The sequence below is a fragment of the Pseudomonas sp. FSL R10-1350 genome (genome assembly GCF_009600525.1).
GTDB lineage: Bacteria > Pseudomonadota > Gammaproteobacteria > Pseudomonadales > Pseudomonadaceae > Aquipseudomonas > Aquipseudomonas helleri.
Genome location: NZ_WIVR01000057.1, coordinates 14,540 through 33,990, shown reverse-complemented (window position 1 = coordinate 33,990; position 19,451 = coordinate 14,540). Strand labels below are relative to the sequence as shown.

Here is a 19,451-nt window from a genome sequence, read left to right as displayed (position 1 = left end):
ATTGAGTCCACGTTGTCCATTGGCAACAGCCGCGCCAGCGCCGCCGTAAAGGCATAGGTAAACACATAACCGCCCACGCCGCGTTATGACTGCCACCTCCGGTGAAAGCCCCGCAGATCAGCTCGCGAGTCGCCGCATCACCGGCCGCGTACAAGCCCGGCACGCTGGTCGCACACTGTTCATCGACAATTCGCAGGCCGCCGGTGCCACGCACCGTGCCCTCCAGGCGCAAGGTCACTGGGAACAACTGCTGGAAAGGATCAATGCCGAGACGATCGAACGACAGAAAAAAGTTCGGCTGCGCCAGGCGCATCTGCGCCTGAACCGTGGCATCAGCCTTGTCCAGCCGCGCATACACCGCCTCAGTTTGCAGCGCCTTGGCAATCACGCCACGGCCCTGGGCCGAACCTGCGCCTTCCATCACGCTACCGTCAGCATGATAAAAAACCGCCCACTTATAGAGCGCTGATTTGGTCACCGACGAAAAAGCCGGGCACAAGCCATACGCATTGGAAAAATCGGCGCCGACTTCGGCCGCCATCAAATGCCCGTCGCCCGTCAATACATTGCAACCCAGCGCCCGACTTAGAAACGCGCAGCCACCCGTCGCGATGACCACGGCAGCGGCTTCGACCTTCCATTCATGATTTTTCTGCCGCGAGAAACCGGACGCACCGCTGACGCGCCCTTCACTGTCTGTGAGCAGTTGCAGCGCCGGGCTGTGATCGAGAATCCGCACACCGGCCTGCTTCACCCGCTTGCGCATCAAACGCATGTATTCCGGGCCCTGCAAAGAAATACGCTGCTGCTGGCCGTCGCTGTCGAGCGGGAACGGATAACCCCAATCAGCGAGGGTTTGCATGTTGCTCCAGGTTTGTTCGAGGACGCGGTCCATCCAGTCGTTTTCCGCCAGATAGCCACCGCGCGCATAGCGGCTGGCTTTGGCGTCTTCACGCTTTTGCGCGTCAGGCTCGACGTACCAGACGGCCGTGCCCGAGGGTGCCGTAGCCCCGGAAGCCCCGCAGTAGCCTTTGTCCGCCAGCACCACACGTGCGCCCTGAGCCGCCGCACTGATCGCCGCCCAAGTGCCCGCGGGCCCACCCCCGATCACCAGCACATCGGCGCGCCACTCACGCCCGCCCACGCGCTCCTCCAGACCTGACATAGTGAATTCCTTGTTGAAACAGAAGAATTTTAGGTATGACGGGCCCGACTTCAGTCAGGTGGTTGATGGCGTTGCTGATTATAAAAATAAAAGTAAAAAGTCTAAAAACGAAAGACCTGCTTGTTATTTGGTTATAACGGTTTTTAGGGGGCTGGAAGAATCTGTGGCAAGTGACAAGTTTGTAGCTGGTTTGGGCTTAAGAGCATGAAATGACATTTAAATGCAGTAACAACTGATCAGATGTTAAGGAGTACGGCCCAGCTTAGAATTGCCCAACAGTAAGCCACTGGCGTACATTAGCAATGATCTTCATTGAAACCCCGATTTTTACCCGCAGAGCTAAAGAGTTAATGAATGAGGATGCTTATATCGCTTTGCAAAGGGTGCTCGTACTGAATCCTTCTGCAGGTGACGTCATGGAAGACACGGGGGGTATCAGAAAAATCCGGATCGCGGCCAAAGGCCATGGAAAACGGGGCGGTGCACGCGTGATTTACTATCACTTCGTCTCGGCCTCGCAAATCGCACTACTGATGATCTACCCGAAAAATGAACAACAAGACCTGACAGCCGATGAGCGCAGAGCACTCAAAGCCGTCATTGAACACTGGAGATAACCATGAGCAAATTTTTTGATGAGCTAATGGAGAGCGTGCAGCAAATGGACGAAATTGTCCGAGGCGAACGTCGTCCGTCCCGTGAGTTTCACGTTGATGCACTGCAAGTAAAAGAGATCCGTAAAGCAACAGGTCTGACGCAAGCCAAATTTGCAGCGCTGATTGACGTTCAACTCGGCACCTTACGTAACTGGGAACAAGGCCGTAGAGAGCCCACCGGCCCCGCCAAAGCCCTGTTAAAAGCCATCCATAATGACCCGGTGCACGTACTCAATGCGCTGGCTGGCTGATCAACACAACCTCTGACGACCTTCCCCAGTGCTGCGCCAACAGCAGCACAGCAGAAGCGCTGCTTGCAGCCAGACACCTTCAGAGAAGGTAATGCCCGACAAGCCTGGTAAACATTAATGGCGTGTTTTTTGCTGGACGTTTGCTCAACTTCAACCCTTCAGGCGCCCCCTCCACAGGAGTTTGTAGATGAGTGACACGACTTCACCCCGGCCTCAGAACGTGTACGACGATCCAGTATTTTTTGAAGGCTACAAGAACCTGCGCCAGAAGGATTCGGGGCTGAACGGTGTGCTTGAGATACCGGCATTTCATGCGCTGTTGCCCAAATTGCAGGGGCTTAAGGTGCTGGATTTGGGCGCGGGGTTTGGTGACTTCGCACGCTATGCCCGCAGCCAGGGCGCCCAGACGGTCACTGCTGTCGATATTTCACAAAAGATGTTGTCTGAGGCCCGGCACCTCACCCATGACGACAAGATTGTGTATGTCCATCACCCGATCGAAAGTTTCACACCCCAGGCTCAAGCTTTTGATCTGGTGGTGTCATCGCTGGCGCTGCACTACGTCGATGATTATGCAGCGGTAGTCAAACGCGTGTACGCAAGCCTTGTCCCCGGTGGCCAATTCGTTTTTTCAGTCGAACACCCGCTGTGTACGGCGCAGCCCAGCGGCTGGGTCCTCAGCCCTGAGGGCGAACGCCTGCATTGGCCACTGGACAATTACCAATATGAAACAGAACGCCAAAGCCGTTGGTTTGTAGAGAACGTGACCAAGTTTCACCGAACTCTGCAAACCTACGTCAACACACTGATAGCCGCGGGTTTTCGCCTGGATCATCTGGGCGAACCCACGCCTTTGCCACATGCACTAAAAGAGCGCCCATCATTAACAGATGCACTTAGACGCCCGCCTTTTTTATTATTGGCAGTGAGCAAGCCCGACGTAAGTTGAATGGACGCCGATATAATTCGTCTGCCTTTTCGCCATGTTTCTATGAAAAAATCGAGACATTAAAAGGCTATGGATGGCCTCCCCTTTCGCGCTTCTGATTGTCACCGACAGGTCTGGAACACCCCTGACGAAGCCATAACGCAACACCTTTTTTTGAAAAATATATCGATTACTAACTGTCATCCACGCTTAGAGCGAAGACCATTTCAAAGCTGCTGAATAGCTGACAGGAAAAGCAAAGTTACGCACACCCATAAATCGCCAAAAACAAAATATGTATTTTTTATGACAACAAACAAATAGAAATAAAAGCTAAAAACGAAACTCCTGACTATCACCACTAAAGATTTAAGACAAATCCCGGTAGTTCTGAGGCGTCATCCCAAACCACCTCAAAGAGGCTTTATAGAAACTACTCTGATCACTAAAGCCCAATGTCGCAGAAATATACTTAATACTGTATACAGAGTGACGTAAGTAATCATGCGCCAAGGCTTGTCTGACATCGTTATACACCATGGAAAAGCTGAGCCCCTCACTCCTTAAAGAGTACTGCAGAGTTCTTTTGCTCACTTTGAGTGCGTCCGCAATTGAATCTAATGTCGGGGCAACCCCCAGGGCTAAACTTTGTGCAACGGCTCTTCTTATCTTCGACGATGCGAAACCGGTGGGCGATGATTCCAGTTGAACTTTAAGAAAATCAGCGTGCAGACGGTCTAACTTTGGCGATGCTGTAATCAGCGGGTAATTGCAAATTTCCCGAGGAAAAACCAATACATTATGACCTGCTGAAAACTTTAAATTCCGCCCAAACACCTCTTCCAACCCCCCTCTTTCGCCGGGAGGAGCATAGACTAGTTCAACCCCTAACGGCACCACATAATAATGTGGGACCAGCCACCTGATCAGCGCCAGTAAAATTGAGAAGCCTGCGTCTATAAAGACGCGGGGCACTTTTTTGGTCACCTCAATACTGACAATTTTTACGATATGGTCATGTAATTCCAGCTTTAACAATGAACCACTGCTGATCAAGGGATAATAATTTACCAGGCGTTCAAGGGCTCCCCCCAATGTCGCACATGACATGACTGCATACCCCAACGCCCCCAGCATGGCGGGGTGCATGTTCCTGTACGCCCTTAGTCCTAGATCCGGATCGCAAGAAGTTACAGCAAGATTGGCCAACCACTCATACACCGACTGGATTTCAACAAATTCCGTGTCATCGACATAATCATGAAATGTTTCACTGGACTTATAGACAGTCCCCAACGCTCGACAGAGCAAGTAAACATATGATTTTCGAATTCTATACATTCATTCATCCACGGAACAAACAAGAGCACGAACGAGTGCCTTCTAATTTTCAGACATAAAATAACGTGCACAACAGACTCTATAGAATTAATCCTGCTACAGGACTGAGTCAATGCTGTTGCGCTTCAGGACATACTATTAGCCTCAGGGGACACTTATGATTAAACCATGCGCATGGGAGAATGAAATCACACAGCAAGTCTCTAAAAAACCCAAGAAGTATCAACCCCATGGACAATCATAGAAAAAAACGCGGATGGTGGTGGGCTTATAAAAAAATACGCTCATTGCACTGTTCCCGAAGTACCGCCGCATTAAGAGCCACGCGCTTTTTACTCACGGGGGACACGGGTGCTTTCAGAGACAAACATAGCCACTACAAAATAAGAATAAAATTATAACCCGACAAGTTTACACTTGCGCAACCCGCTAAGGACGGCGTTTTCTTCATGAAAAAAAAGCATGCGGTTCAAGTCATTGCCATTACCGGCGGCAAAGGAGGCACCGGCAAAAGCACACTGGCCATCAATCTATCCATTGCCCTGGCCACCTTAGGGCAGAGGGTCGTATTACTGGACGGCAATCTGGAACTGCCTTGCATCGATACACTGCTGAATATCAGGCCGCAAAGAACACTCTCAAACTTGATTGAAGGCAACTGTACATTAACCGAACTACTGCACACTGGCCCCCGAGGCATCAACTTGATACTCGGCACCCCCTACTCAAAAACGATGCACGGTCTTCTAACCGCTCATCACGTCGGGATTATAAATTCGTTCAACGAGATCCAGACTGAAGTGGATGTTCTGGTTGTAGACACTGCCTCCGGGGCCAATGATTCTGTCCTGAACTTCACACGTGCCGCTCACGAAGTACTGGTGGTCATCTGTAATGAGCCCGCCTCGATCCTGAATGCACACGCGCTTATCTATACGCTAAATAACCAATACAAAATCAGAAAATTCAGAGTTATCAGTAATAGAACGTATAGCCCTGTGGAAGGCCGCGATGCATTTAGCAAACTGCTTGCCCTCACCTCCTGCAACGTTGACTTGTCACTTATGTATGTTGGCAATTTACCCGAAGATCTCGCCGTACGGTACGCGACCCACAAACGACGAGCCGTCTATGAAATTTCACCCCGCTCGAAATTTTCTCGAGAGCTCGAAGCGATTGCAAAAAAAATCAGCAGATGGCCACTCCATACAACGCCGAGAGGGCACATCGAGTTTTTCATGGACAGTTTGATCATGGCGCCACCGGGTCATGGCACAAAGACATCCGGATAATAGCTCTCATTCCCTAATGTGCAAACTGCATTTACTGTTCATGTTCAGAAAAATGACAGTCAAAAAGATTTCGTCAAGCGATTGACGTATTAACCCTGAGAGATTTGTCACACTTGCAAACATCCGCCGCTCAGTAAGCCACTGTTCTACCTCGCGAAAGCAAACGGGTCATCGCATTAATTACACTGATGATCACTATCGAAACGACCGCCTGCCCGCTTGCCGAAATGGCTTCTTATAATCGTCTCCCAATTCCCCTCCTCGCCTCCTTCAGGCGATATCCATCCTGGAACCCCACTCCATGCCAAGCGCAAGCCAGGCCTCCAGCGGCCTACCCGAACATAATCAGCAAAGCGTCAAACAGCAGTGGATGGCGATTCTGTCGGTATCCGTAGGCGCCTTTGCCTTAGTGACCAGCGAATTTCTCCCGGTGGGCGTGCTCAACGACGTCGCCACCGACCTTGGCATCAGCGCAGGCCACGCCGGGCTGATGGTAACTTTGCCCGGCATCATGGCGGCGCTCGCCGCCCCTTTACTGTCTGTCGGTATCGGCGCCATGGACCGCCGCTATCTGCTAATCGGCTTGACCCTACTGATGATCGTCGCCAACTCGGTAGTAGCCGTCGCCAGCGACTTTAATTTGCTGCTGTTAGGCCGCGCATTGCTGGGTATCAGCATCGGCGGCTTCTGGGCGACCGCAATCGGACTCAGCGGCAGGCTGGCCCCCAAAGGCGTGAGCGTCGCCCAGGCAACCTCAATCATCATGTTCGGGGTGACGCTGGCCACCGTGCTGGGTGTGCCCGTGGGCACTTGGCTGAGCGGCCTGATGGGTTGGCGCATGACGTTCCTGATCACCGCGCTGCTGGGCTTGCCGGTGCTGCTGGCGCAGATTTTTCTATTGCCGCGTCTCAATCCGGAAAAGGCCATTTTGGTCAGCGACCTGCCTGCCTTGTTTATCAACCCGAAATCCCGGGTTGGCCTGATCGCCGTCTTGCTCATTGGCCTGGCCCACTTTGCGGCATACACCTACGTTGCACCGTTCTTTAAAAACAGCTCGGGCTTCGATGGGCCGACCATTGGCTCCCTGTTGCTGCTTTACGGCGCGGCCGGGGTTCTGGGTAACTTTTTTGCCGGCTTCGCGGCCAACCGCAGCGTGCGCTACACCCTGCTACTGGTAGCACTGATGATCGGCGCCAGCACCGCCCTGTTCCCCCTTTTCGCCACCCACATGACCGGCGCCGTCATGCTCATCGCACTCTGGGGTTTTGCCTTCGGTGCCTTCCCGACGTGCGCCAGCATCTGGATGTTCGTTGTCGCCCCCAAAGACGTCGAACGCGGCATGCCGCTGTTCATCGCCTTGTTCCAGGTGATTATTGCTCTGGGCTCATTCTTCGGCGGCCAGATCGTCGACCAAATGGGCAGCGCGATGCTATTCAGCCTCGCCACCGCACTCGTCGGCTGCGGCTTTGTCACCGTGCTGGTACTGGGGCGTAATGTGAGTAATAACCTGGTGGCAGAGCCGGCTGAATTGCCTTTTGAGGGAGAAAGAATTTAAGGGCAGCGTGTCAAACGTGCTTGGCACGGTGAGATGCCACCCTGTGCAACGGTTTGAGTTTGTGGGGTCCAAAATGATGATCGAAGATCAACTCTTCGCGTGTTTTGTCTGCACTTCAGGCATTGCGGAGGAGTGGTGATTGATAATCTTCCACTGGCTGTCGATCAGCTCGTAGATAAAGGTGTAGCGTGCCTGTACTTGCCGGGTCTTACCGCTCTCTTCATTCAGAGTGAAGGTGTAGACGCCGCTGTCCATAGCCACGTTACTGCCTAATTGACGAATTTCGCGATAATTAATTTGCCCCAGCGGCTTGAATTGCAGGAAATGATCAAAATAGTCCTTGATCTGGTCTGTGGTGTTACGCACCTTGTTGGAAACAGTTGGCTGCAAGACAGCGTTAGGCGCGTACAAATCGATCACCGCATTAACGTTACCGGTTTGCAGGGCACTGTTCCAACGATCAAACAACCCGGCAATCTCTTGGTCTTTAACATTCTCAGGAGCTTGGGCAATATCACGGTAGACATAAGGGGTTGTGTCGTGAGCCTGAACAAATGGCGCACCCAAAGTTAAGATCATGGCGATGACTGCTGATTTAAATTTCATGGCGTTGCTCCAGTGGTATTTGTTGTACTCACTTTGACAAGCTGAACGGCCCACAACATCGGCCAATCGGAGCCATGTGACTATGCCAAATGGCAGATAGCACCCGGGTGCTGTAACAGAGTCTAATGCGTTGTCTGGCATCCCTGCCCGGGTGCTCATCACCAGAACCAAACTATGCAAAACTCACACCCTGTTTCCGCCAGTGCGCTGGCTATACGTGCCCACTATCGCCAGTCTGAGAGTCGCTCAGCCCGCTTACGGTTGTTGGTGGATACGGGACAAGAACTCACCCAACTCACCACTGATGCCATGCGTGAGCGCGTGCTGACTCGAGCCTGTGCGTTTCTTGCCATGGATCATGGCGTACTGCTGGAGTGGGATGCTGAGGGGCGTATCAGAGATACCGCCCGTTATGGCCATCCAACGCGATTAGATGCCCTCTTGAATGTGGTCGACCGCAACTTGCTCGCACCTTTCTGGCAAGCGTTCGCCGAGGACTCACTGCCCGGCGTATTACAAGTGCCATTAATGAGCGGTGATGGCATCACCTTCGGCGCGCTGATGTTTGCCAGTAGCGTTGGTATGAGTGCCCCAGACAATGACGACAGCGAATCTCTGCAACTGCTCGCCACACTGCTAGCTGCGCACCTCGAAAATGATCGACTGCTGACTACACTCATCGCGCGCGATCGAACACTATCAGATCTCTTGAGCCGGCTGCTTCGCGCCCAGGAAGATGAACGTAAACGCGTGGCTTATGACCTGCATGACGGCCTGGCGCAAACACTCACCGGGCTGCATCAGCGGCTACAAGGGTTTGCCGGCCGGTGCCCGATATTACCCGACACGCTGGATGCAGACTTGCAGGCCATTTTGACGCTTGCTCAGCATTGTGTGGGCGAAGGACGGCAACTGATCGCTGGTTTGCGCCCTGCGGTTTTGGACGACTTTGGATTGCACAAAGCTGTAGATAAAGAGGCCGATCGGCTGCGCGAGGTCGGAATTAAAGTCCAGTGGCTTGATTTTTTCGACACCCGGATGTCAAACCAGGTCGAAATCGCTTTATTCCGAATTGCCCAAGAAGCAATAAATAACATTCTTAAACATGCCCATGCCAACCACGTACAACTGGCACTTAGACTGCTGGACGGTCATGTCTGGCTGAGCATCGAAGATAACGGCAAAGGCTTCGACCTCGAACAGAAGCTCGACACTCAGGACGCCCGCCATCTGGGGCTGACAACCATGCACGAGCGCGCCAGCTTGTTGGGTGGGCGCCTCACCTGCGTCAGTACCCTCAACAGTGGAACTCAATTGCGCACAACTGTACCCACTAATCCTGATGGAGCGACACAATGAGCCACGTCTTGCGCTTGGTACTGGCGGACGATCACGAAGTAACACGCACCGGTTTCGTCGCCCTGCTGGCAGGCCATCCACAGTTCGAAGTCGTCGGACAAGCGTGTGAGGGTCAGCAGGCGGTAGAGCTGTGTAGGCATTTGCTGCCAGACATCGCCATCCTCGATATTCGAATGCCGGTGCTTAACGGACTAGGGGCAGCGTGCCTGTTGCAACAACAACTACCTGACATCAAGGTGGTGATGTTCACCATGGATGACAGTGTCGAACACTTGGAGGCCGCGATGACTGCCGGCGCTGTTGGTTATCTACTCAAAGATGCAAGCCGGGATGAGGTGATCAATGCCCTGCAACGTGTGGCAGCGGGTGAAGAGGTCCTTAACAGTGCTGTCAGCGCTCGCTTGCTAAGGCGTATGACCGATCGCAATACCGGCGTCGCCACATCAAAGGAAAACCTGACGCCCAGAGAACGTCAGGTGTTGGCGCTTGTTGCTAACGGGATGAGTAACCGGGCCATTGGCGAAAAGCTGGGGATAACGACAGGGACGGCAAAAACCCATGTTGAGCGGGTGATTGGAAAACTAGACGCGGCTGATCGTACCCAAGCCGCAGTTCGCGGTATTGCCCTAGGCTTGGTCAATCCCCAATGAGGCGTCTGTGCGCCCGATGCTGGGGCGATTTACCTCTGCGGGGCAAAGCACTGATGGTGATTTCCTTTCCGCTGATAGTGCTGTTGTTGTCGCTGATCCTTATCTATATCACCGAGCTTCAAACTGCGCGGGCCGAAGAGGACGTGCGGCGGGTCTTGCGGGTACAGGGTGATATCCAGACCGTGCATACCCTCCTCGCAGAAGCTGCTGGCAGCGTGCGCGGGTATTTGCTGACGCGTCGTGAGGACTTCCTGCCTGGGTATTCAACGGCTACACCCTTGGTAGAAGCAGCCTTAAGCCGCCTTGACAGCAACGTACGCGACCCGCGTGTGCGCGCACAACTCACCAGTATCACGGCACAGATCAAAAATAAAATCGACGGTCTGGAGGACATGATCAGGGATCCAGTAGCAAAACCCGAACAGATCAACAGTATCCTTATCAGTAACAAGCACATCCTCGACGAGTTACGACAGCACATCAGTAGCATGCTCGAAATGGAGGACTCGTTGCTGGCCGAGCGCACCATCGCAGCTACCGAGACTCGCCAGCGTTTATTGCTTTCAACTTGGTTTGCCGCCATCTGTGGCCTATTTGGTGCCATCGTAGCCGTGTTGTTTTTATCCAAGACTATTGTCGCCCGGGTGCAAGATGTCCAAGCCAATGCGCAACGCCTGGCTCTGGGCAAACCACTCTTGCCCCAGCCACCTGAGAACGATGAGATCGGTCAATTGGGCGCACGCCTGATTGAGGCCGGCCTACTCTTGAGTGAGCGCGAACGCGCGTTGCGTGAAAATGAAGAACGCTTGCGCCTGATTATTGATGGGGTAAAGGACTATGGGATTTTTGCGCTCGATACAACGGGCCGCGTCACCAGTTGGAATGCAGGTGCGGAGCGCATCAAGGGTTACTCCGAACAACAAATAGTCGGCCAGCATTTTTCGTTGTTCTATCTACCGCAAGAATGCCCGCAGCACCCTGACCTCGCGTTGAGCGAAGCTGTTCTCCACGGCCACTACATGGAGGAGGGTTGGCGCTGTCGCCAAGATGGCACACGTTTCTGGGCCAGCGTAGTGATTACTGCCCAGTACGACAGTACCGGTGAGTTGCGCGGCTTTTCGAAAATCACACGTGACATCACTGACCGGCGCGCCGCTGAAATTGCCTTGCGCACTGCCCGCGAAGAAGCTGAACGCGCCAGCCGCGCCAAGAGCGAATTTCTGTCGCGTATGAGCCACGAGCTGCGGACGCCATTAAACTCGATTCTGGGTTTCGCACAACTGCTCCATATGGATTCACTCCCGGCACAGAAAACGCAGATAGAGCACATTCTGCGTGCCGGCCAGCATCTGCTGAAGCTGATTAACGAAGTATTAGACATCGCCAAGATCGAGGCAGGCAGACTACCGGTCAATCTCGAATCAATCCCACTGGCCCTTGCGCTGCACGAGGCCCATTCACTGGTACTCCCATTAGCGGCCAACGCTGGGATTAAACTGATGCCATTACCCACGTTGGCGGCTGACATCGGGATTGTTGCGGATCGTCAGCGCCTGACTCAAGTGCTGCTCAACCTGCTGTCAAACGCCATCAAATACAACCAGCCTCAAGGACGGGTGAGTATTGAAGTCAAAGTCGAGCATCAGCGCATTGCAGTGTCGGTATGTGACACCGGCAAAGGCATTGAGGCCGATCGTTTGGGGCTGTTGTTCAAGCCTTTCGAGCGTCTGGGTACAGATCCCAACGTTGAAGGTAGCGGGCTTGGGTTGGCACTCAGTAAAAACCTGCTGGAAATGATGAAGGGCAGCCTCTGTGTTAGCAGCCAGCCGGGCTCAGGTTCACGCTTCACACTGGAGCTGGCGTACGCACACTTGCAGTCGCCCCTCCCGGACAACGGTGCAGCGGCAACTGACATTCACGCGATGATGCCACCGCCCCCCACTGCCGATGTCGCTAAATGTAGCAAGATGCTCTGCATTGAGGACAATCTGGCCAGCCTCGCGCTGATAGAAACCCTACTGCACCGCAGGCCTGGGATAAAGCTACTGTCCAGCATGCAAGGGCAACTGGGATTAGACCTGGCCATACAACACGCACCTCAGCTGATTCTGCTCGATGTTTCACTACCCGACATCGACGGTATCGCCGTGCTGCAACAGTTACGCTCATCTTCAATCACCCGCGCCATCCCCGTACTGATGATCACTGCCGACGCTAGCCTGGCCACACAATTAGCCTTGCGCGATGCAGGTGCTACAGCTGTGTTGAGCAAACCTATTCACGTACCTTCGTTTCTCGCCTATCTCGAACAGTATTTCCCGGAGCAATCGTGAACACCGATCTGCGCATTCTGATTATCGACGACCAACGCCCTAACCTTGATCTGGTAGAGCAATTACTTGCCCGCGAAGGCCTGACCAATGTCCTTAGCAGCACGCAGCCTTTGCGCATGCTTGATTTGTTCAATAGCTTTGAACCTGACCTGGTGATCCTGGATTTGCACATGCCGCAATTCGATGGGTTTGCGGTGCTTGAGCAACTCAACCGGCGTATTCCAAACGGTGAGTATTTGCCAGTCCTGGTACTGACCGCAGACGCTACCCGCGATACCCGCCTGCGCGCGTTGGCTCTGGGTGCCAAAGACTTTATTAGTAAACCACTGGATGGGCTGGAAACGATGCTACGGGTATGGAATTTGCTGGAAACACGCATGCTTTATAAGGCTCTGCGCAAGTTAGTACCCGCAGACCAGATAGACTTGTTGCAACGGCGCAATGTGACAACTAACATTCCCCCGCTGGCCTAAAAAGCCAGCGTACTCTGCCTCGCCCTGATGCTGGGAAGTGTATGGCTCTAAACGGGGTTGAATAGCCGCTCAACATTCCCTGATAGCGTCTGCTCACGGAAAACTGAATGTAAATTCAGCGGCACCATTAGCCTCTCCTGCCTTTAATTCAGAATCCTCTCCAGTGCGTATGTAGCTGGCAGTGAGTGGCAGATTCGCCACATCGCCTAACCGTTGCATAACATAAGGTGTAGAGTCGAACTGAATACGTTGGTCGGTCAGTGTATTGGTCATTATTATCCCAAAGCCTTGGGCGCTGCTCGGCGACGACTTTATACCCAGTACCCCCGCACCATCCCCTGTGCCGAATTTGTCTTTGAAGGTGATGATAGGCTTGGCATTGGCTGCACATTGGCTCAGTTGAATGCTGAATACTTTAGGAAGAGAGGTCGAACCCACATTAGGGAATCCCTCAATAGATAATCGTCCAAGCGACACAGGGATGGTTTTGTATGTTTCGACCAAACAACTATTGGGTACTTCAATTGATCCCCCGCCGCCCATAGTGATAATGGCTGGCCCCATCAATAGATACGATGCCCGGCAAATACCTCGCGGTATATTACTGGTCGGAATTGTAATTGCACTTCCGAGCGTGGCTTCGCCTTTCACCAGATCAACGGCATACAGGCTGAGTTGAGAACTCCCTGCCACCCGCTCAACCTTAAGTTTACCGCTGGGTAACTGATCAGCTGGAACCGTTAAAATCAACTGTTGGATGTAGTTGGTGACCAAGGTCGACCCAGAACTTTGACCCACGCTGGTGTCATATTGCACCTGCTCTTTTTCAAGCGCCACCGGGGAGGAGGTCTGCAAGATAGACCTGTCAGTTCCATCTGAAGACTTCACCACTATTTTGAACCCGATACCGTCCACATTCGTCGGCGCAATACCGTCTGCCAAAGGCGTCCCTGGCCCCCAATAACCAGCGGATACCAACTCATGCTGAACGCTGCCGGAAGAGCCTCCGTAGGCGTAGTTAAAGTTTAGTCCCACCGGACGCTGCCATAAAACGGTCCCGACCGCGGTTGCACTGGTTAAAGGATTGACCAGTACCCAGCTTTGTCCAGCGCGATTACTAAAAGTGCAGTTTGTCGCTGGGCTATTAACCACTGCCGCACTCAGACCTGTGCTCATCACTGCACTTAACAGCCAGAGAGTCACACACGCCACCAGCCTTTCGCGCGTCATCACGTTGATCTCCATATTGCACTCCAACGCTCACAGGCTCTAAATACGTGGCTCTGCTGACGCAGAGCCACGCAGTCGAGGTTAAACCAAAGTACTTATTCGCCTTTTAACTTAACGAATAGTGCCTTGATTAAAACCTACAAACGGGACCAGCGCGGCTTGTCCAGAGACACCGTTATAGAACAACTCGCCGTAGTTCATGCCCACCAGACCACCATAGGTTTGACGGTAAGCAGCCGGCAAGAAGTTAACCTTTCCGGAAGCCACCGACTGTCGAACATTACCCATGTTCAAGCCCACCAGACCTCCCAACGTTGCATAAGTACTGGCAGCGACAGAGCCGGTAGACGAAGCGTTGGTGATGCGAGCGTTGTTCTGGCCTACCAGACCACCTACCACAGCGCGAACACCCCCTTGCACGTTACCACTGGCTGACGCTGAATCTATGGAGCTGGAGGAGTTGTTGCCGTTCGTACCGACTAATCCACCTGCGAAGCTATTAACCCCGGCAACAACCACACCGCTGGCCTCAACAGCGCGCAAGGTGCCGTCGTTAAACCCGACCAGCCCACCCACATGGCTGTTGCCATAAGCCGTTGTCTTGCCCCGAGCTACAGAATGGGTAATGGTGCCATGATCGTTAAAACCTACCAGCCCACCCACACGACTGTTATTGCCTGCACCCACACTGCCCGTTGCTTCGGCAACGTCGATGCTGCTATTCACGTTATTACCGACCAGGCCACCGACGTTTGCGCCATATGAGTCACTAACGCCACCGCTGACCTTAACATTCGCCAATGTACTGTTTTTGTTGGTGCCCACCAAACCACCTGCGCCGATGGAGCCTGATCCAGTCACCAAACCACTGCTGGTAGATTCAGTAACAGAACTATTGAGGTTAAGCCCAACCAGCCCGCCCACACTGCCCACACCGGAACCGCGGACCGCACCCATCGCATTAGTGCGCTCAAGGGTGCCATTCTCGTTGTAACCCACCAGCCCGCCGACATTCAGCCCCGCACCAGTACTGATCGTAGAGCCGCTGCTGGACGAGTCAGCGATGTAGCCTGCATTGTTGGCCCCAACCAAACCGCCAACCCCCCCGCTGACATTACGCTGCATGGCGCCACTGACATTGGATTGGGAAACACTATTGGTGATTGTCGCCAGTCCCCACACGCCAGTAGTGTTCTCGCCCACCAGGCCACCGATCGAGGTAGTGTAAGCATTACCGGTCACTACGCCTTGGGAGGAGCTGTTATCAATGGAGCCGCCTAAATTGCGCCCCACCAAACCGCCCACACTGTTGTTACCCCGCCAATAAGCAGCCACGTTGACATTCTGAGTCGACACATTGGACACCGTGCCAAAGTTCACCCCTACCAGACCACCAATCGAAGAGGTGGGTGTCGTCACCTGACTTCCCGTGATGGCCATAGACATCAGCTTAAGGTTACTAATACTGCCGGACGAAGCAGAAAACAGCCCCAGATTGGGACCGCTGTTGCGCACTGTCAGCCCGCTAACAGTGTTCCCCAGGCCATCAAATACCCCGCGGAACTGGGTGTTGCCGCCAATAGAGTCAAAGTAAACTCTGTTGGAAATACTATTGCCCAGTACGTAAAAACCATTGAGGTTGGCGTTGACGTTCTGCAATTGGGCAACGTTCTGGATCACGTTGTAATAAGTACCGTTAGATTGGTATGTAGCCCCGGCTGCTGACAAGGTTACCTGACCGTGTTTGCCCAAGTTTGAACGCCCGCCGTGGTTCAGGGTCATGCCACTGTTGAGGCCGGTCAAAGACACTTTACTATTGAGGTTAGCATCGCGCTCGGCATCAATTGTCACGCGCGCACCCGCGCCTGTGGCTGTCAAAGCACCATTAAGATTGATGTCACCTGCCGACTTCAACGTCAGACCGTTACCACTCTTCCAGCTAATGGGGCCCGTGAGTGTCAGATCACCATTCCTGCTGGTCACTTCAATATTGGTGCTCGCCAGGTTACGGGTGAGGGTATCGCTGAAGGTCGTTACCCCCGCCGTCGCTGCTGTTGGGCTGATAGTGACTTTGTCTGATGTAATCTTCCATGTACCCGTCTGGCCATTGCTGGCAGCAGTGTTGACTTGAGTACCCAGTTGAGCCTCGACATCGGCCCCCTTAACCTCAATCACGCCACCATTGCCATAGCTATTGAGTGCGTTTGCCGTGAGCGCTCCACCGACGCGCACAACACCCACATCACCACCGTCAAGGGTGATCTTGCCGGCTGAGCCATTAAGGGTATTGGCTTCGATAGAGCCCTGATTATTCACCACGGCCTGTAGCATATTGCCGGCACTTCGAGCGGTCATCAGTACTTGGCCACCATCGGCCTTTAACAAGCCGCCGTTTTGGGCCAGCGCATTCACGGCTGCAGCATCAACTTGCAAGTTGAGCAAATTATTGCCGTCAAAGTTAACCGTGAAATCCGATCCCGCTCCCAGTGCAACACGGCCCATCTGCGCTTGAATGACGCCATCATTGCGGACACTAGAACCCAACAGAGCAATGTTTCCACCTGGTGCAGCAGTCAGAGTCCCATTGTTAACAATCTCGGCATTGGACACGCCGCTAAAGTGGTAGTTGCCAGCCAAAAAGTCAGCATCACTGATCGCTTGCGTCGAGGCCACCAAGCTACCGACGTTGACCTGGGCACCCTGACCTACAACCACACCGTTAGGGTTGACCAGGAACACTCGACCATTGGCATCCATCTGACCGTTGATGCTACTTACATTCGTGCCGGTAACACGGTTCAAAGCAACCGAGGAAGAGCTGGGCTGATTGAAGGTGACCCGTTGCCCAGCGCCAATACTGAAGTCGGTCCAGTTAGTAATCAGCTTGTCACTGTGCTGATTAATGGACATTTGCGAACTACCGTTAAAATCCAGAATGTCACCCTGACCGGACACCACAGTGCCTCCAGTCGGCAACGCAAAGGCAGGCGCCATGGCGCCCAAACCCAAGGCAGCCAGAACAGCCACAACCCCTAGCTGACGACTGGATTTAGAACGGCGACGTGCGCCTTCCTGAGTCACATTCCAGCAGCCTAACGCCTGATTCCAGACCAATGCATAAACCTTGTTCAAAGTGCCATCCTCTTATCATTACTAATGCCCTGCACCCTTGCAGAACACCCGGTCACTCCAAGTGCGCAAGCACTCAGAAATACTGTGTGGCGTTCACCCAGATCCTGGGGTCTTGGTGAGGACCATCGTCTTGTTCTGTACTGCGAATTGGCCAAGCCGCCGTCAGGCTGATTTGCTGCCCGATACCACTCCAAGTGGCACCCACGCCACCCGCCGTCATTGCACGGCGATTGTTTTCCGAGGTCCAAGGACGCTTGTTGATATCCACTGCGCCTTTATCGACAAAGGCACTCAGTTGAACGCCAGAAAATGGCAAGTAACGCAGCTCCATGCTGGCCTGCCAGCCCTGATCGCCACTGCCTGTACCCAAGGCATAAGCGCGTACCCCGCCGGGGCCGCCGAGGCCAATTTTTTCAGAACTGTCCAGGTTGGTACTGGCCCACTGCGCGTTTAGTTGGCTGTAGAGATGCCAGCGCTGACTCAAGCGCTGCAGGCGCGCGACACTGAAGTTAGCCCGGTCAAAATGACCGTCGCTCCCGGCGCTGCGCCGGTCAAGGCTCTGCTCAAGTTCGTCGCCGATATTCAATCGCCCGCAGCTGTAGCTGAGGGAGAACAGGCTTTGCCCCCCTCCGAACCACAGGTCGCGATTGTTACTGTTAAGCCCCAGCGTCCACAGTTCCACACGCTTGGGGCTACTCAGTTCAAACAGATCGATATCGTCTTGTAGATGCTTGGTGTCGTACTGCACTTGTGCATTGAGGTTGAACGTACGACTGCGAATAAGCGGCTGGGACGCATAGGCGCTGCGCACTGTGGCTTTGCCATTGGCCTTGAGCACTTCAAATTTTTTGCCTAACCGGTAAGTCATTTCGGAGTAAGCAACACCGACTTGAGTTGACCAAGGCCCTACCGGCAACCTATAGCCTGTGCGGTAGTAACGTTGAGACTGATTGCTTCCCAGAACCCGCAGACTGAACTCATCCCCCAGGCGCAGAGGGTTATTAAGGTTAAAACTGGCGCCAAGACGGTACTCACCAGTGTATTGACCGCCATAGTTGTCAGCCTCCAGGGTGCCGGTCGCCCAAGGGCCTGGATCGGCATCGACCACCAGATCGGTACTTCCTCGCTGCGCTCCAGGACGTAGCGTGCCTTTGACCGTAATGCCCGGCAGATCACTGAGTAGCAACAGACTGCGTTCTAGATCAGCGTCATAGACAATCGCACCTGGCTTCAAAGAAGACAGGGGTTGATGCAATACGCTATCAAGGGTGCGAGAACGATTATTCACTTCGATACGATCGAAATGCCCTTCCATGACTTCAATGCGCACCACACCCTGCTCAATATCTTGTGCAGGTAGAAACGCTCGTGCCAGAACGTACCCGTGGCTCTGGTAATAGTCAGTAATACGTTGCGCCGCAGCCCGCAGCCCGGCGAGATCAAGAGACTCCCCCCGTAAGTCGGCCACTAGCGCCAGCAGTACCCCATTGGAGAACACCTGGTTGCCTTCAAGAAGGAAGTTCTCCACGGTCAAACGCATCCCGCCATCGTTCGAAGGCGGTAGCGCTGGCCGCGTGGGGCGAGGTATTTCCAGATCGACATCTGAAGGCTCTTGAAACGCTGGTTGCAAAGACTCGATGTCACGTATGGCCTGGCCCGCATTAGGCACTTGGGCAAAAGTCATCAACGGCAACAGGCTCACCAATAACAATGCCCACTGCCCGCCCTTCCTCACCGTGGATCTGCGATCTCTTTTGCCAGCATCTGAACTGTCGGCCTTAATCCTTGTGTAGTGATGCACGCACACTGACGGTCTCCCCACTGTCATCAACAAAGTCATATTCCACAAACGAGCTGTCACGCCCCTCGGGCAGCGCAACGCTTGCCGTACCAAAAGGGTCGACGGTGATGTTCCGCGCCACCGGGGTCAGGTTCATGGCCCCTTGGCGCAAAGCGGTGATTGATACGTAAAACGGCGAAGGGTTTTCGGCGCTCAAAACCCTCCCTGCCGATAATTTCCATACAACGTGACGCGCCGCCGTCTCAGCGGAACCAGGTAAACCAGGAGGGCGAAATAGCAACTTCATACGCAAGCGATAAGACAAACGCAGCAAGTGGCCACTGCTGTCTGGTAAGCGCGGAACTTCCAGGAAGTTGATCCAAAACAGAGACTCGCGATCACCAGGCAAAGCCTCGCCCGTGTAACGCAGTTGCAATGCTTTGGTTTGTTGTGGATCGAGCCGCACAAGGGGCGCTGAGACGACAAACGGCACCGTTAACAAGCTCGGATCTATCCGCGGGTCACCTTTATCCAGCCAGGTTTGCGCCAAAATCGGTTGCTCACCGGAATTACCCAAGCGAACCGTGAGGGTTTTCGATTGCCCCGGATAAACAAAACGCGTGCCGGTGACTGACAAGGCTGCCTGCGAGCAAACACAGAAACTGACAAGTACCAATGCGCCCACGCTCAGAAACATCGC

The 19,451-nt window shown here is 53.7% G+C and carries 16 protein-coding genes; 9 read left to right on the top strand and 7 right to left on the bottom strand.

Features of this window, described 5'->3' with window-relative positions; all coding sequences use genetic code 11:
* Positions 1-1,165 (bottom strand): FAD-dependent oxidoreductase (locus GHO25_RS20370; RefSeq protein WP_153392018.1); only part of this gene is annotated, 1,165 nt, incomplete at its 3' end.
* A 302-nt stretch (positions 1,166-1,467) separates the two neighbouring features.
* Between GHO25_RS20370 and GHO25_RS20365 the strand changes: the two genes are divergently transcribed.
* The 3 genes from GHO25_RS20365 (at position 1,468) to GHO25_RS20355 (ending at position 3,021) form a co-directional block, all read left to right on the top strand.
* Entirely contained in the window at positions 1,468-1,782 is a 315-nt protein-coding gene (locus GHO25_RS20365; RefSeq protein WP_048368676.1) for a type II toxin-antitoxin system RelE/ParE family toxin, read from the top strand.
* Positions 1,783-1,784: 2 nt separating this feature from the next.
* Positions 1,785-2,072 carry a NadS family protein gene (gene nadS, locus GHO25_RS20360; protein WP_046031301.1) on the top strand — a complete coding sequence of 96 codons (288 nt, stop codon included), beginning with the start codon at positions 1,785-1,787 and terminating at the stop codon, positions 2,070-2,072.
* Between the two features lie 187 nt (positions 2,073-2,259).
* The gene (locus GHO25_RS20355; RefSeq protein WP_153392015.1) at positions 2,260-3,021 is read left to right on the top strand and encodes a bifunctional 2-polyprenyl-6-hydroxyphenol methylase/3-demethylubiquinol 3-O-methyltransferase UbiG; all 762 of its coding nucleotides are present in this window, start codon (positions 2,260-2,262) and stop codon (positions 3,019-3,021) included.
* 348 nt (positions 3,022-3,369) lie between these two features.
* Here the strand turns inward: GHO25_RS20355 and GHO25_RS20350 are convergent, their stop codons facing one another.
* Positions 3,370-4,341 carry an AraC family transcriptional regulator gene (locus GHO25_RS20350; RefSeq protein ID WP_153392013.1) on the bottom strand — a complete coding sequence of 324 codons (972 nt, stop codon included), beginning with the start codon at positions 4,339-4,341 and terminating at the stop codon, positions 3,370-3,372.
* A 449-nt stretch (positions 4,342-4,790) separates the two neighbouring features.
* Between GHO25_RS20350 and GHO25_RS20345 the strand changes: the two genes are divergently transcribed.
* Positions 4,791-5,633, top strand: coding sequence for a P-loop NTPase (locus GHO25_RS20345; protein ID WP_153392011.1), 843 nt, complete (start codon positions 4,791-4,793; stop codon positions 5,631-5,633).
* A gap of 301 nt (positions 5,634-5,934) precedes the next feature.
* Entirely contained in the window at positions 5,935-7,188 is a 1,254-nt protein-coding gene (locus GHO25_RS20340) for an MFS transporter (RefSeq protein WP_153392009.1), read from the top strand.
* An 87-nt stretch (positions 7,189-7,275) separates the two neighbouring features.
* Here GHO25_RS20340 and GHO25_RS20335 read toward each other — a convergent pair whose 3' ends face one another.
* The gene (locus GHO25_RS20335) at positions 7,276-7,794 is read right to left on the bottom strand and encodes an SgcJ/EcaC family oxidoreductase (protein WP_153392007.1); all 519 of its coding nucleotides are present in this window, start codon (positions 7,792-7,794) and stop codon (positions 7,276-7,278) included.
* A gap of 174 nt (positions 7,795-7,968) precedes the next feature.
* Between GHO25_RS20335 and GHO25_RS20330 the strand changes: the two genes are divergently transcribed.
* From GHO25_RS20330 to GHO25_RS20315, 4 genes are read left to right on the top strand one after another with little or no spacing between them, the layout of a single operon-like run.
* Positions 7,969-9,153: a sensor histidine kinase gene (locus GHO25_RS20330; protein ID WP_153392005.1), complete on the top strand. Its 1,185-nt coding sequence runs from the start codon at positions 7,969-7,971 to the stop codon at positions 9,151-9,153.
* Positions 9,150-9,803 carry a response regulator transcription factor gene (locus tag GHO25_RS20325; protein ID WP_153392003.1) on the top strand — a complete coding sequence of 218 codons (654 nt, stop codon included), beginning with the start codon at positions 9,150-9,152 and terminating at the stop codon, positions 9,801-9,803. Before GHO25_RS20330 ends, GHO25_RS20325 begins: the two co-directional genes overlap by 4 nt.
* Complete coding sequence (locus GHO25_RS20320; protein WP_153392001.1) at positions 9,800-12,136, top strand: ATP-binding protein; 2,337 nt, start codon at positions 9,800-9,802, stop codon at positions 12,134-12,136. Before GHO25_RS20325 ends, GHO25_RS20320 begins: the two co-directional genes overlap by 4 nt.
* The gene (locus tag GHO25_RS20315) at positions 12,133-12,609 is read left to right on the top strand and encodes a response regulator (protein ID WP_178110161.1); all 477 of its coding nucleotides are present in this window, start codon (positions 12,133-12,135) and stop codon (positions 12,607-12,609) included. Before GHO25_RS20320 ends, GHO25_RS20315 begins: the two co-directional genes overlap by 4 nt.
* A 93-nt stretch (positions 12,610-12,702) precedes the next feature.
* Here the strand turns inward: GHO25_RS20315 and GHO25_RS20310 are convergent, their stop codons facing one another.
* The 4 genes from GHO25_RS20310 to GHO25_RS20295 form a co-directional block, all read right to left on the bottom strand.
* The gene (locus GHO25_RS20310) at positions 12,703-13,854 is read right to left on the bottom strand and encodes a fimbrial protein (protein ID WP_256677261.1); all 1,152 of its coding nucleotides are present in this window, start codon (positions 13,852-13,854) and stop codon (positions 12,703-12,705) included.
* Positions 13,855-13,950: 96 nt separating this feature from the next.
* Entirely contained in the window at positions 13,951-16,971 is a 3,021-nt protein-coding gene (locus GHO25_RS20305) for a GLUG motif-containing protein (protein WP_153391999.1), read from the bottom strand.
* A gap of 73 nt (positions 16,972-17,044) precedes the next feature.
* Positions 17,045-18,655, bottom strand: coding sequence for a ShlB/FhaC/HecB family hemolysin secretion/activation protein (locus GHO25_RS20300; RefSeq protein WP_218580264.1), 1,611 nt, complete (start codon positions 18,653-18,655; stop codon positions 17,045-17,047).
* A 94-nt stretch (positions 18,656-18,749) separates the two neighbouring features.
* On the bottom strand, positions 18,750-19,448 hold the full coding sequence (locus GHO25_RS20295; RefSeq protein ID WP_153392022.1) for a molecular chaperone: 699 nt from the start codon (positions 19,446-19,448) through the stop codon (positions 18,750-18,752).
* Positions 19,449-19,451 lie beyond the last annotated feature (3 nt).

Coding starts and splice junctions, on each gene's coding strand:
- GHO25_RS20365 (WP_048368676.1), top strand. CDS start 1,468: ATGATCTTCATTGAAACCCCGATTTTTACCCGCAGAGCTAAAGAGTTA.
- nadS (WP_046031301.1), top strand. CDS start 1,785: ATGAGCAAATTTTTTGATGAGCTAATGGAGAGCGTGCAGCAAATGGAC.
- GHO25_RS20355 (WP_153392015.1), top strand. CDS start 2,260: ATGAGTGACACGACTTCACCCCGGCCTCAGAACGTGTACGACGATCCA.
- GHO25_RS20350 (WP_153392013.1), bottom strand. CDS start 4,341: ATGTATAGAATTCGAAAATCATATGTTTACTTGCTCTGTCGAGCGTTG.
- GHO25_RS20345 (WP_153392011.1), top strand. CDS start 4,791: ATGAAAAAAAAGCATGCGGTTCAAGTCATTGCCATTACCGGCGGCAAA.
- GHO25_RS20340 (WP_153392009.1), top strand. CDS start 5,935: ATGCCAAGCGCAAGCCAGGCCTCCAGCGGCCTACCCGAACATAATCAG.
- GHO25_RS20335 (WP_153392007.1), bottom strand. CDS start 7,794: ATGAAATTTAAATCAGCAGTCATCGCCATGATCTTAACTTTGGGTGCG.
- GHO25_RS20330 (WP_153392005.1), top strand. CDS start 7,969: ATGCAAAACTCACACCCTGTTTCCGCCAGTGCGCTGGCTATACGTGCC.
- GHO25_RS20325 (WP_153392003.1), top strand. CDS start 9,150: ATGAGCCACGTCTTGCGCTTGGTACTGGCGGACGATCACGAAGTAACA.
- GHO25_RS20320 (WP_153392001.1), top strand. CDS start 9,800: ATGAGGCGTCTGTGCGCCCGATGCTGGGGCGATTTACCTCTGCGGGGC.
- GHO25_RS20310 (WP_256677261.1), bottom strand. CDS start 13,854: ATGGAGATCAACGTGATGACGCGCGAAAGGCTGGTGGCGTGTGTGACT.
- GHO25_RS20300 (WP_218580264.1), bottom strand. CDS start 18,655: ATGACTTTTGCCCAAGTGCCTAATGCGGGCCAGGCCATACGTGACATC.
- GHO25_RS20295 (WP_153392022.1), bottom strand. CDS start 19,448: ATGTTTCTGAGCGTGGGCGCATTGGTACTTGTCAGTTTCTGTGTTTGC.